Raw genomic sequence first — 13388 nt, 5'->3', positions numbered from 1 at the left:
GGGCGCGGCGGAGAGAGAACTCAGGCGCCAGCGGGCGCGGTTCTGGTTTGCAGCATGTCGCGCGCGGAACTCAGCATGCCGTCGGCGATCTTGCCGGCGTCAATCTTGTAGCTGCCGTCGCGCAGTGCAGCCTTGATCGAATCGACTTTCGCCGTATCGACGTCGGCGCTGTTCGACGCGCGCAAACCCGACGACAGCGATGACAGACTCACTTTCGAGTTCTGCGCGGCGGTCGTGCCGGCTTGCGCCACGCTAGAAGCGCTCTTGGCGTCGTTTTGCGATGCACGTTGCGTAGCGTCTTGAATTCCAGCCAGTGCGATGTTGCTATTCGATTCGATTTTCACGATGTCTATTCCCGTACTTGTTGAGTCCTTTATCGGCGGGGGTGTTTGGAAACTTTACCCAACCGGGGGACCCATACGGGGCATCGACTCGCTCGTCGCCCGCAAAGCCTTACGGGGCGGGCTTCAGAGGAATTGCAACAAAGTGAAACAAACTGTTATCTGGTCCACATAAGGGCTCTAGCGGCTCTTTCAGACCGATTCGTTCGGACGATGGAGCGCCGAAAAAAGCCACCTTCGGTCATGCATCTCGACGGTCTTACTGTCTTTCACGACCTGATTCGCAGATTTCTGCCTCAAGCCGTCTCACATCCGTATCTCGACGGTCTGACTGTCCTTCACGATGCCGGTAATGATCTGTCCGTTGGCCGTCTTCACGCGGACTTGCTGGCCGGGCGCGGCGTTGTTCATCACGCTGCCTTCGGCGGAAATCGAGAATCCGGAGCCATCCGTGACGACGTGCACCGTCTGGCCGACCGCAACCGAGCTGGCGGCGCGCAGCATGTCGGTGCGCAGCGGCAACCCCGCCGGCACGCGCGACAGCGCGATTGCGCCCACGGCTTGCGCGGGATCGGTGACCGTGGCCTGCGGCATCGCGGTGATATCGCCTTCGTGGGCGACCACATCGCCCTGACCGAGCATCTCGCCGGGAGCGATCGCGCGCGCCGCCGTGTAGTAAGTCGCGTTGATCGCCACGCGCGCTTGCAGATAGAGCGTCCACGGGCGCTCGCCGACGCAGCGCACGCCCACTGTCATACGGCCCCAGAGCCGTGCGCCGGTCGGCATGAACGGATCGATCGACGAACACGGCGCGAGACCTCGCGGGAACGCAGGCGTCACGGTGATCTCGACCTTGCCCGGCAGTCCGGCGGTTTGTTGCTGAAGAAAAGCCACGGCAGCCGCGCGAATGCTCTCGCCGTCCTGGACGGTGGCGCCGGTGGCGTTCGCCTGTGGCAGCGTCGTCGCGGCGGGCGCTGCGGCGGCTCCCGCCGCGGCGGACGGATTGAAGCTGACGCGCTTCATCGGCGATGCCGCGCTGGAAACGGGCGCCGTCGTGCCTGCCGCGATTGGACGCACGGCGCCGTTGCGGGCGGGAATGGCGTCGTCGCGGGTGACGACCACGGGAATCACATCGCGCGATGGCGTGACGGAGGCGACTCTGCGCAGATTCGCGTTCGCGGCGGTATCGGGTTGAGCTGCGGTTTGAGCGGCGCCCGGAGCATCGGCAACCTTGGAAACGGGCGCGCCCATCGCGCCGCTTACTGCATTCTGATTAGCAGAGGCCGCCGCGCGCGCCGATACAACGCCCGTTTGCGCCTTCGCTTCGCCCGGACCGGGAATGACGATCATGCCGCTTGCGTCGTCCATGGCGTCGTCGGCGGCTTCGGCGCGCGCTTCGAGCGCGAGCGCGGCGTGGCGCATGGCGGCATCGGCGGCTTTGCTGGCATCGCCGTAGCCGCTCGGGCGCGACATCATCGCGGATGAAATTGCTGCCGGAGAAACGGCCGCCACCGGTGCGGGCGCAGTCGCGGGCGCGGCTTTCGCGGTCTTGAGACCCTTCGCCATTTCCGCCGCGGCTGCCGGATTCGTCTCCGCGTTGCCCGGAATGACGATGGGACCATCGTCCTGCTGCGCGTAAGCGCTCGCCGTAAAGCCAAAACCAGCGGCCCCGACGAACAGGAGGGCCACGCCAGCCGCCGAGCGTCGCGCAAGCGACGACGCCTTCTGCACGCGGCGCTCCATCGCGGCGACGCGGGCAAGAGCCTTCGACGAATGACTGGCGGACCTGCTCATTACCTCTCTCCCTCGCGCGCCGCGAATGCCGCGACGGCGTTCTGATTCGATTGAGCCGTCCTGCCCTTTGCGGGGGCGCGGACAGGACGGCGACTGCAAACCGCTAACGACACGCCGCGATTTCCACGGCGGCACTCCCATTCGACTGACTCGTCCTGCCCAGGCCGGGGCGCGGACAAGACGGCAACTGCACATCGCTGGACAAACCCGCCGCAATGCCACGGTGGCCGCGCCCATCCACCCGAAGTCCCACGAACATCACAGCCGCTTCGACTCCCAAACCATTCCTTTCGACCACGAACCAGATTCTAGATAGACCGCGCGGCGATCAAGCGTCGAATAGAGGCCCCGTTTCCCGGTTATTCGTCGGATTAGTTGTTGCGCGCCGCTCCTAATATTCGTGTCATGCAAAAAGGTCTTGGCGATGCCGGACCCGAACCAAACATCTGTAGAGGACGGTGATGCTAGACAAACTCGACAAGGAATTCGCCTTCGGCCGCGAAGCGCTCGATGTCCGCGCGTATCGGCAGGAACTGCTTTCGTCGAATATCGCCAACGCGGACACGCCGGGCTACAAAGCGCGCGACGTCGATTTCTCGTCCGCCCTTGCCGGCGCGCTGAAGAAAGGCGGCGCCACTGGCACGGCGAGCAGCGCGGGCACGAGCAGCACCGGCACGCTGGCAATGGCGCAGCCGGTCAGCGTGAGCGCTGGCGCGGCAATGGCGGTCACGGCGCGCGGCCACATGTCGGGCACTTCGACGCTCACCGCATCCGGCGGTTCGAGCGACGACTACGGCCGCCTCGCCTATCGCGTGCCGAACCAGCCGTCGCTCGACGGCAATACGGTCGATCTCGACGCCGAGCGCGTGCAATTCGCGGACAACGCGCTGCACTTCGAAGCCGGCATGACGGTGTTGAGTTCGCAGATCAAGTCGATGCTTTCGGCGATCACGTCGAACAGTTAAGGAGCCAGAAAACCATGCCTTCTTTGATGAACATTTTCAGCGTGGCCGGTTCGGCGATGTCGGCTCAGGCGCAACGCCTGAACGTCACCGCGTCGAATCTCGCCAACGCGGACAGCACCACTGGCCCCGACGGCCAGGCGTACAAGGCGAAGCAGGTCGTGTTCGCGGTCGATCCGCTCGGCGGCGCGAAGAGCGGCTCCGGCCAGCAAGTCGGCGGCGTGCAGGTCACCGGCGTGATCGACGACCCGAGCCCGATGAAAACCAGTTACGACCCGAGCAACCCGGCGGCGAACGCGGACGGCTACGTGACGCTGCCGAACGTCGATCCGGTGCAGGAAATGGTCAACATGATGTCCGCGTCGCGTTCCTATCAGGCGAACGTCGAAACGCTCAATACCGCGAAGCAATTGATGCTCAAGACCCTCACCATTGGAACCTGAAGGAACATAACGTGACAACCAGCACAACCATCGGCAGCAACGGCACCACGGTGTCGCAGACGCTCCTCGACACCATGAACGGCGCGTCGTCGGCTTCCTCGACGTCGTCCAGCTCGAGCTCCAGTTCGACTTCGGGCACGTCCGCATCGGACCTGCAGAACACCTTTCTCACGCTGCTCGTGACGCAGTTGAAGAACCAGGACCCGACCAACCCCGCCGACAGCTCGCAGATGACTTCGCAGCTCGCGCAGATCAACACGGTGTCGGGTATCGGTCAGTTGAACACGTCGCTGTCCTCGCTCGCCACGCAGCTTTCCGCCGGCCAGTCGACGCAAGCGGCGATGCTCATCGGTTCGACCGTGCTCGCCTCGGGCAGCAACGTGTCGGTATCGAGCGGCGCGTCGTCGACTTTCGGCGTGCAGCTCGCCAACGACGTGAGCGACCTTCAGGTGGTCGTCAAGAACTCGTCCGGCCAGATCGTCAACACGCTCGACCTCGGCGCGCAGAGCGCAGGCGTCGTGCCGGTCTCGGGCTGGAAGCCGGTCGACTCGAAGGGCAACACGCTCGCCGACGGCACTTACACGATCACCGCGCAAGGCACGATCAACGGCCAGCAGGCAACGGCGACCACGCTCGCGGCCTCGCAAGTCCAGAGCGTCGTGCAGATGACGGGCGGCGCACCGGGTCTCAAGCTCGCGAACGGCTCCACGGTCGCACTGTCGAGCGTCGCCTCGATTCTTTAAACAAACAGACATTCCAGAGAGAAACACATGAGCTATCAACAAGCACTGAGCGGTTTGGGCGCTGCATCGAGCGACCTCGACGTGATCGGCAACAACATCGCGAACGCGAACACGGTCGGCTTCAAGCAAGGCCAGGCGCAATTCGCCGATATGTACGCAAGCTCGATGGCCACCGCCGTCAGCAACCAGATCGGTATCGGCACGCGCCTGTCCGAAGTGCAGCAGCAATTCTCGCAAGGCACGATCACGACGACCAACCAGGCGCTCGACGTCGCCATCAACGGCAACGGTTTCTATCAGTTGTCGAACAACGGTTCGACCGTGTACTCGCGTAACGGCGTGTTCCACCTCGACAACACCGGCAAGATCGTCAACTCGGCCGGCCTGCAACTGATGGGCTACGCGGCGGATTCGAACGGTGTGGTCAACAGCGCAAGCACGGTGCCGCTGTCGGTGCCGACGGCCAATATCGCGCCGACCGCGACGAAGACCATCACCGCGTCGTTCAACCTGAATTCGCAGGACGCAGTGAAGGACAAGGCCGCGTTCGATCCGACCAACGGCAACACGTACAACGCCTCGACCTCGGTCGATGCCTACGATTCGCTCGGCGGCACGCAGAAGGTCTCGGTGTACTTCACGAAGTCCGCGACGGGCTCGTGGGAGGCGTTCGCGGGTTACGGCGATCCGGTCACGCAAAAGTCGGATCTCGGCGCGGTCACGTTCGATACGTCGGGCAACCTGACGAGCAGCCCGAAATACACCTTCACGATTCCCAACGGCGCGGACCCGAGCGGCACGACCACGCAGTCGCTCACGCTCGACCTCACCGGCACGACGCAATACGGCGCGACGAGCGGTCTCGCGAATCTGCATCAGGACGGCAACAGCACGGGCGAACTGACCGGCTTCACGGTTGGCACGGACGGCATGCTGACGGGCAACTACTCGAACGGCCAGACCAAGTCGCTCGGCCAGATCGCGATTGCCAACTTCAACAACCAGAACGGTCTGCAGAACCTGGGCGGCAACGTCTACGCGCAGACGGCGGCTTCGGGCGCGGCGCAGGTCGCGGTTCCGGGCTCGACCAACCACGGCGTGCTGCAAGGCGGCGCGGTGGAAGACTCGAACGTCGATCTGACGAGCGAACTCGTGAGCCTGATCACCGCGCAGCGCAACTATCAGGCGAACGCGCAGACGATCAAGACGCAGCAGGCCGTCGACCAAGCGGTCATCAACCTGTAAGCGTCGCCAAGTCAGTCAAGGAAGGAAGCGATTCATGGACCGTCTGATCTACACCGCGATGACCGGCGCAAGCCAGGCGCTCGAACAACAGAGCGTCGTGGCGAACAACCTGGCGAACGCATCGACCACGGGCTTCAAGGCTCAACTCGCGGCGTTCCGTCAAGTGCCGATGTCGTTCGAGAACCAGTCCGCCGATGGCACGACGCGCACTTTCGTGCTCTCGTCCACGCCGAACGCGGACTACTCGGCAGGCCCGATCTCGCAAACGGGCAATCCGCTCGATGTCGCGATTCAGGGACCCGGCTGGCTCTCCGTGCAAACGGCCGACGGCAACGAGGCCTACACGCGCGCCGGCAATCTGCACGTGGATCAGAACGGTCAGCTCGTCACGGCGAACAACTTGCCGGTGCTCGGCACGAGCGGCCCGCTGTCCATTCCGCCGGGCGCGGAAGTGACGGTCGGCAAGGACGGCACGGTGTCAGCGCTGATTCCGGGCGATCCGCCCACGGCGATCGCGACGGTGGATCAGCTCAAGCTCGTGAATCCCGATCCGTCGACGCTGTCGCGCGGCGATGACGGCCTCTTCCATACCGCCGATGGCGACCCCGCCGAAGCGGACCCGAATGTGGTCGTGGCAGGCGGCTCGCTCGAAGGCAGCAACGTGAACCCGGTCTCCGCGATGGTCTCGATGATCTCCAACGCACGCCAGTTCCAGATGCAGACCAAGCTGATGGAATCCGCAGACCAGAACGAACAATCGGCGAACAAGCTGCTGAACTTCAGCTAAGCCGCACAGCCAAGACATTAGGAAACGAACGACATGAACCGCTCCCTCTATATCGCCGCGACCGGCATGAATGCCCAGCAGTCGCAGATGGACGTGATCTCGAACAACCTCGCCAACGTGAGCACCAACGGCTTCAAGGGCTCGCGCGCGGTGTTCGAGGATCTGCTTTATCAGACCGTGCGTCAGCCGGGCGCGAACTCCACGCAGCAAACCGAACTCGCGTCGGGCAGCCAGCTCGGCACCGGCGTGCAGCAAGTCGCGACCGAACGCCTTTACACGCAGGGCAACCTGCAACAGACCGGCAACTCGAAGGACGTCGCGATCAACGGTCAAGGCTTCTTCCAGGTGACGATGCCCGACGGCACGACCGCCTATACCCGCGACGGTTCGTTCCAGACCAACGCGCAAGGCCAGCTCGTCACGTCGAGCGGCTATCAATTGAATCCGGCGATCACGATTCCGCAAAACGCGACCGCGATCACCATCGGCTCGGACGGCACGGTCTCGGTCACGCAGCCGAGCAGCACGGCCAGCACGACGGTCGGCCAGATCACGCTCGCGTCGTTCATCAACCCGGCCGGTCTCGAAGCGAAGGGCGAAAACCTCTTCGCCGAAACGGGCAGCTCGGGCGCGCCGAACGTTTCGCAACCGGGCCTGAATGGCACGGGCTCGCTGCAACAAGGCTATGTGGAAGCGTCGAACGTGAACGTGGTGCAGGAACTGGTCAACATGATCCAGACGCAGCGCGCCTACGAGATCAACAGCAAGGCCGTGACCACGTCCGACCAGATGCTGCAGACGCTTTCCCAGATGCAGGTTTGACGCAGAAGCATTAAACGGATCATCAAGATGTCGCCACTCAACACTATCGTTCGCGCGTCACGCCTTGCATCGCTTCTCGCGCTCGGCGCGGCGCTTGCCGCTTGCGGCCTCGTGCCGAAGGAACCGATCATCCAGCAGCCGATGACCGCGCGTCCGCCGCAGCCGCCCATCGGCACGCGTTCGCCCGGCGCGATCTACAACGCGGGCTATGCGGGCCGGCCGCTGTTCGAAGATCAGCGTCCGCGCAACGTCGGCGACATCCTGACCATCGTGATCTCGGAAAACGTCAACGCGACGAAGTCGTCGGCGGCGAACACCAACCGCACCGGCACGGGCGCGTTCGCCGTGCCGACCGTGCCGGGCGTCTTCGGCGGCCTCTTCAACAACACGAACCTGTCGGCCACGGGCGCCAACAAGTTCACGGCGGGCGGCGGCGCAAGCGCGGCCAACACGTTCAGCGGCACGCTCACCGTCACCGTCACCGAAGTGATGTCGAACGGCAATCTGATGGTCAGCGGCGAAAAGCAGATGCTCATCAACCAGGGTAACGAATACGTGCGTTTCTCGGGCGTCGTCAATCCGACGACCATCTCGGGCAGCAACACGGTCTACTCCACGCAGATCGCCGATGCGAAGATCGAATATTCGGCGAAGGGTTATATCGACGAAGCGCAAAACATGGGCTGGCTCCAGCGCTTCTTCCTCAACGTCGCGCCGTTCTGACCGATCATGAATTCGCTCCTTCGCTTCCTCTCGTTCTCGCTCGCGGCTGCTGTCGTCGCCATCGGCTCCGTTCCGCATGCGCACGCCGAGCGCCTGAAAGACCTCGTCTCCTTTCAAGGCGTGCGTGACAATCCGCTGATCGGTTATGGCCTCGTCGTCGGTCTCGACGGCACGGGCGACCAGACCATGCAGACGCCGTTCACCACACAGAGCTTGACCAACATGCTCGGCAACCTGGGCATCACGGTGAATTCAGCGACCACGTCGAACATGCAATTGAAGAACGTCGCCGCCGTGATGGTGACGGCCACGTTGCCGCCGTTCGCGCGTCCCGGCGAAGCGATCGACGTGACCGTATCCTCGCTCGGCAACGCCAAGAGCCTGCGCGGCGGCACCTTGCTGATGTCGCCGCTGAAGGGCGCGGACGGTCAGGTCTACGCGATGGCGCAGGGCAACCTCGTCGTCGGCGGCGCGGGCGCAAGTGCGAACGGCAGCAAGGTGCAGGTCAATCAACTCGCGGTGGGCCGCATTTCCGGCGGCGCGCTCGTCGAACGCGCAGTGCAGAGCACGGTGCTGCAACAAGGCGGCACCATGCAGATGGAACTGCGCGAGATGGATTTCGACACGACCCAGCGCATCGTCGCGGCCGTGAACAACCAGTTCGGCACGGGCACGGCGCTCGCGCTCGACGGCCGCACGATTCAGTTGCGCGCGCCGTCCGAAGCGAGCGAACAGGTCTCGTTCATGGCGCAATTGCAAAACATCGACGTGCGTCCGGCGCAAGCCGCGGCCAAGGTCATTCTGAATGCACGCACCGGCTCCATCGTGATGAATCAGATGGTCACGCTGCAGAATTGCGCGGTCGCTCACGGCAACCTGTCGGTCGTCATCAACACGAAAACGGCGGTGAGCCAGCCGAACGCGTTCTCGAACGGCCAGACGGTCGCCGCGAAGGAATCGTCGATTCAGTTGAAGCAGGATAGCGGCGCGCTCAAGATGCTTTCGGCGGGCGCGAATCTGGCGGACGTGGTGAAGGGCTTGAACGCACTCGGCGCGACACCGGCCGATCTGATCTCGATCCTTCAGTCGATGAAGGCGGCGGGCGCACTGCGCGCCGACCTCGAAATCATCTAAGGGACGACGGCACATGAACTCGACTTCGAGCGGTATCGCCAACACGGCATTGGCATCTACCGAGACGGGCGGACTGTCGAACCTGACCAACCGCTTCGCGCTCGATACGCAGGGCTTCGACGCGTTGCGCGCGCAGGCCAACGCATCGCCGCAACAGGGTTTGAAGGCGGCAGCCAAGCAGTTCGATGCGGTCTTCACGACGATGATGCTCAAGAGCATGCGCGATGCGACGCCCTCGGACAGCCCCTTCGAGTCGAACGATACGAAGTCGTTCACGGCGATGCTCGACCAGCAGTTGTCGCAGCAGATGTCGTCGAAGGGTATTGGGGTGGCGGACGCGATGTACAAGCAACTCATGCGCACGGCGGGCATCAAGGACACGTTGGCCACGGGCGGCGCGGCAAACGGCATGAACGCGATGAACGCGCTGTCGGGCGGCGGCGGCAGCAGCGACGCGAACGCGGGCAACATCGCCGCAATGAACGCAATGGCCAAGGCCTACGCCGCGGCGCAGGCCAACAAGAGCGGCGCATCGCTCAACAGCGGCAACGGCTACACGGGCGCCGACGCGCTCGATCCGGGCGTGCGCGGCAACGGTTCGGACAAGGTCAACGCGTTCGTCGAACGGCTGGCCACGCCCGCGCAAGCCGCGAGCGCGGCAACGGGCATTCCGGCGCGCTTCATCATCGGCCAGGCGGCGCTGGAATCGGGCTGGGGCAAGCGCGAGATCAAGTACGCGAACGGCGCGACGAGCCACAACATTTTCGGCATCAAGGCGACGTCGAGCTGGACCGGCAAGACAGTGGATTCGGTAACGACGGAATACGTCAACGGTCAGCCGAAGAAGGTCGTGGAGCGCTTTCGCGCCTACGATTCCTACGAAGCCGCGCTCACCGACTACGCGAGCGTCATCAAGAACAATCCGCGTTACGCGCCGGTCGTGGAGGCATCGCGCGATGTCGCGGGCTTCGCGCACGGCATGCAAAAGGCAGGCTACGCGACCGATCCCCAATACGCGAAAAAGTTGATCTCGATCATGCGTCAGATCGCCTGACGAAGCGTTTTCGAATTCGACCGAAAGGCAGGCGTTTCGTCAACGGCGGAACGATCCTGCCTTTTTGCGCTCGGCGCTCAATACGTTGATTTAGAGCCATGCGCGCTCTTTGGCCTGCTTCGTGCATGTGCAAACGTTTTAGTCCTCGTAGGGACGGCGCGCCACATATTTTTCGGGGCTGCCTGTCTAAACTTTGCTGGCAGTTTGCCGCTATCCCTAAGAAGAAACTGCCGGTTCGAAGGTGAGCCGGTTCGACACGTGGCGTAGCGGAAATGGACGGTACGCGACCAATGAATACGGCCAGCACAATGAATATCAATCACATGCAGGACTTCGCCGACGACGACATTGCGCCGATCGTGGACTTTGGACGACGCAATCCGCTGGAGATCGGTGTGTCGTTGCGCAACCTTGCCCATCGCGGCGACTTTTTGACCGCGCAATACGGTGACGGGCAGATTGTTACGCGCCTTTTGGACGTCGATGTTACGGGACATCGCTTTACGTTCGACTGGGGCGGCATGGCGGAACAGAATCGTCACGTGCTGGCTGCGCCCAAGCTGATTTTCAGTTCGGCGCCGGACGGCGTGCGACTCGAATTCACCACGGGCGCCGCGCGTGAGACCGTGTTCGACGGACGTCCCGCTTTCGAGGCCGAGTTTCCGCCGGTGCTTTACTACATGCAGCGTCGCGAATATTTTCGCGTCGAAGCGCCGGTGCTCGACCCCTACATTTGCAGCGGTTCGCTGCCGGATGGCGAGCGCTTTCGCTTCGAAGTGCATGATCTTTCGCTCGGCGGCGTCGCGTTGCGAACCACGGACGAACGCGTGGCCGACCTGGAGATGGGCATCGTGATTCAGGATGCCGAACTGCACTTCACGACCACCGGCAAGGTGACCGTGGATATCAAGCTGGTGTCGCACAGGGAATCGACGACGGCCAAGGGAGATCGCCGCTTCACGCTCGGCTTCAAATTCATTTCGATGCCGGGATCGGCGGAAAACACGCTGCAGCGGCTCATTACGCAACTGGAAATGAAGCGGCGCGCGCTGGCGAAGTAAGGCGGCCGTTCATATTGGTTTCATCCCTCGCGGCGGCGCTGCTCTGAGCGCCGCCCGTCCTGCTGCAAGGTTTCCCGGCTTTTTCCATTCCCTCGCGTCGCGATACAGCTAAAAGCGCCCGCCGGAATCGAATCCGAATAAGCCCCAAAACCCCCTTCAAATCGCCAAATTGCGCTTGCACGACGCGCCCGATAATGCCCAAGTCGAGCAAACCGTCCACGGTATCCGCGTTGAAGAACCGGTCCGCGAACGTTTGCCGAAACGCTCAACTTTCCCGGCGCTTCGCCGATAAACAAGGCAGCTATCCGGCGGCGTTGCATGACGCCATCGCCGCCAAGACAAGGATCAACGCATGTCCAACAACATCTTCAATATCGGCCTGTCGGGACTGAATGCGGCTCAATGGGGCCTGACAGTCACCGGGCAGAACATCAGCAATGCGGCGACGCCCGGCTATACGCTCGAAAAGGCTTCGTTTCAGGAGTCGTCGGGACAGTACACGGGTTCCGGCTATCTCGGCAGCGGCGTGCAGACGACTACCGTCACGCGTCAATACAGCCAGTATTTGACCACGCAGGTCAACAACACGACCGCGTCGAGCAGCGCCGCCAACACCTATTACTCGTTGATCTCGCAGCTGAACAACCTCGTTGGCGACCCGACCACCGGTATCGCAACCGGCATCAGCAACTATTTTTCGGGCATGCAGTCGGTGGCGAATTCGGCGAGCAGCACGTCGTCGCGCCAGTCGCTCATGAGCAACGCGCAGACGCTCGCGAATCAGCTCAATTCGGCAGGTGAGCAATACGACCAGTTGCGTTCGAGCGTCAACACGCAACTGACGAGCGCGGTCTCGTCGATCAACAGCTACACGCAACAGATCGCTGATCTCAACAAGCAGATCAACGTCGCCAGCGCGCAAGGTCAGCAGCCCAATCAGTTGATGGATCAGCGGGATCAGGCCGTCGCGAGTCTCAGCTCGATGGTCGGCGTGCAGGTCGTGCAAACGGATGGCAACTACAACATCTTCGTCGGTAACGGACAGCCGCTCGTCGTCGGCGGCACGGCTTCGGCATTGCAGACGGTGACATCGCCGACTGACCCGAGCGAATTGACGGTCGCGTTCAAGAGCAAGGACGGCACGACGCCGACCGCCGCGCAGACGCAATACCTCGATACCAGCGCGTTGTCGGGCGGCGTGGTTGGCGGCCTGATGGACTTTCGCTCGCAAACGCTCGATCCGGCGCAAGCGCAACTCGGCGCGATTGCGACGAGCTTTGCCGCGCAACTGAACGGACAGAACTCGCTCGGCCTCGATCTGAACGGCCAGGCTGGCGGCGCGCTCTTCTCGGCGGGTTCGCCCACCGTCTACGCCGACGCGCGCAACAAGGGCACCGGCACGGTCACGGCCGAGTTCTCCGATGCCACGCAGCCCACGTCCAGCGATCTCACGGTCACCTATAACGGCACCGGCTTCGACGTGACCGATACCCAGAGCGGCAAGGCGCTCGGCAGCTTCACGCCGCCCAACGCGTTCGACGGTCTGAAGATCACGCCGTCGGGCACGATGCAAGCGGGCGACTCGTTCTCCATTCAGCCGACGCGCGCCTCGCTCGACAACTTCCAGCTCGCGACGACCAACGGCTCCGCGATCGCGGCCGCTTCGCCCGCGGTGACATCGGCGGCGACCGCGAACACCGGTACGGCCACGATTTCCTCGGCGACGGTCGCGGCGGGTTACAGCACGCCTTCGGCTATCGCGCTCACGTACAACTCGACGGCGGGCGGCTTCACGTCGAATGTCGCGGTGACCGTGGGCACCACGAATTACCCGGCCAACACGACCATTCCCTACGATTCGTCGAAGGGGCTCACTGTCACGTCGAACGGCATCAGCGCGACGATCAGCGGCAAGCCGGCCAATACGGACGTGTTCAACATCAATCCGAACACGGGCGGCACGAGCGACGGCAGCAACGCGCTCACCATGTCGAACCTGGTGTCGACCAAGTCGATGAACGGCACCGACACGCTCACGAATTCCTATGCGAACTACGTGAACCAGATCGGCAACCAGACGAACCAGCTGAAGAGCACGAGCTCGTCCCAAACGGCGCTGCTCAGTCAGGCGACATCGGCGCAACAGTCCGTGCAGGGCGTGAACCTGAACGAGGAAGCGGCGAACCTCATGCAGTATCAGCAGCTTTATCAGGCGAACAGCAAAGTGATTCAGACGGCTTCGACGCTGTTTCAGACGCTGCTTGGCATCTTTAACTGAG

13 protein-coding genes are annotated in these 13388 nt (G+C 63.0%); 11 read left to right on the top strand and 2 right to left on the bottom strand.

The genetic code is table 11. From position 1 onward, the window contains the following. Positions 1-20 precede the first annotated feature (20 nt). Both flgM and flgA read right to left on the bottom strand, forming a co-directional pair. The gene (gene flgM / locus NCT04_RS14105; protein ID WP_244826562.1) at positions 21-344 is read right to left on the bottom strand and encodes a flagellar biosynthesis anti-sigma factor FlgM; all 324 of its coding nucleotides are present in this window, start codon (positions 342-344) and stop codon (positions 21-23) included. 303 nt (positions 345-647) lie between these two features. Further along, a complete protein-coding gene (flgA, locus tag NCT04_RS14100) occupies positions 648-2135 on the bottom strand; it encodes a flagellar basal body P-ring formation chaperone FlgA (RefSeq protein ID WP_250466047.1) in 1488 nt (495 codons plus the stop codon). A 461-nt stretch (positions 2136-2596) separates the two neighbouring features. Here flgA and flgB point away from each other — a divergent pair, with 461 nt between their 5' ends. From flgB to flgK, 11 genes are all read left to right on the top strand, one after another. Then, on the top strand, positions 2597-3100 hold the full coding sequence (flgB, locus tag NCT04_RS14095; RefSeq protein ID WP_244826560.1) for a flagellar basal body rod protein FlgB: 504 nt from the start codon (positions 2597-2599) through the stop codon (positions 3098-3100). 14 nt (positions 3101-3114) lie between these two features. Then, the gene (gene flgC, locus NCT04_RS14090; protein ID WP_244826559.1) at positions 3115-3540 is read left to right on the top strand and encodes a flagellar basal body rod protein FlgC; all 426 of its coding nucleotides are present in this window, start codon (positions 3115-3117) and stop codon (positions 3538-3540) included. A gap of 11 nt (positions 3541-3551) precedes the next feature. Continuing rightward, positions 3552-4283 carry a flagellar hook assembly protein FlgD gene (locus tag NCT04_RS14085; RefSeq protein ID WP_250466045.1) on the top strand — a complete coding sequence of 244 codons (732 nt, stop codon included), beginning with the start codon at positions 3552-3554 and terminating at the stop codon, positions 4281-4283. A gap of 27 nt (positions 4284-4310) precedes the next feature. Then, a complete protein-coding gene (gene flgE / locus NCT04_RS14080) occupies positions 4311-5528 on the top strand; it encodes a flagellar hook protein FlgE (RefSeq protein WP_244826557.1) in 1218 nt (405 codons plus the stop codon). Between the two features lie 34 nt (positions 5529-5562). Then, positions 5563-6315, top strand: a complete 753-nt coding sequence (flgF, locus tag NCT04_RS14075) for a flagellar basal-body rod protein FlgF (protein ID WP_244826556.1) — start codon at positions 5563-5565, stop codon at positions 6313-6315. 33 nt (positions 6316-6348) lie between these two features. Further along, positions 6349-7137: a flagellar basal-body rod protein FlgG gene (flgG, locus tag NCT04_RS14070; RefSeq protein ID WP_244826555.1), complete on the top strand. Its 789-nt coding sequence runs from the start codon at positions 6349-6351 to the stop codon at positions 7135-7137. Positions 7138-7164: 27 nt separating this feature from the next. Beyond that, positions 7165-7860 carry a flagellar basal body L-ring protein FlgH gene (locus tag NCT04_RS14065; RefSeq protein ID WP_244826554.1) on the top strand — a complete coding sequence of 232 codons (696 nt, stop codon included), beginning with the start codon at positions 7165-7167 and terminating at the stop codon, positions 7858-7860. 6 nt (positions 7861-7866) lie between these two features. Beyond that, on the top strand, positions 7867-8994 hold the full coding sequence (locus NCT04_RS14060) for a flagellar basal body P-ring protein FlgI (protein ID WP_244826553.1): 1128 nt from the start codon (positions 7867-7869) through the stop codon (positions 8992-8994). 13 nt (positions 8995-9007) lie between these two features. Further along, entirely contained in the window at positions 9008-10048 is a 1041-nt protein-coding gene (gene flgJ, locus NCT04_RS14055) for a flagellar assembly peptidoglycan hydrolase FlgJ (protein ID WP_250466042.1), read from the top strand. 308 nt (positions 10049-10356) lie between these two features. Next, on the top strand, positions 10357-11109 hold the full coding sequence (locus NCT04_RS14050) for a flagellar brake protein (RefSeq protein WP_244826551.1): 753 nt from the start codon (positions 10357-10359) through the stop codon (positions 11107-11109). Positions 11110-11461: 352 nt separating this feature from the next. Continuing rightward, positions 11462-13387: a flagellar hook-associated protein FlgK gene (gene flgK / locus NCT04_RS14045; protein WP_244826550.1), complete on the top strand. Its 1926-nt coding sequence runs from the start codon at positions 11462-11464 to the stop codon at positions 13385-13387. Position 13388 lies beyond the last annotated feature (1 nt).

It is taken from the genome of Caballeronia sp. GAFFF2, from assembly GCF_023631485.1.
Taxonomy (GTDB): Bacteria; Pseudomonadota; Gammaproteobacteria; order Burkholderiales; family Burkholderiaceae; genus Caballeronia.
This window is presented reverse-complemented; position numbering and strand designations above follow the sequence as displayed.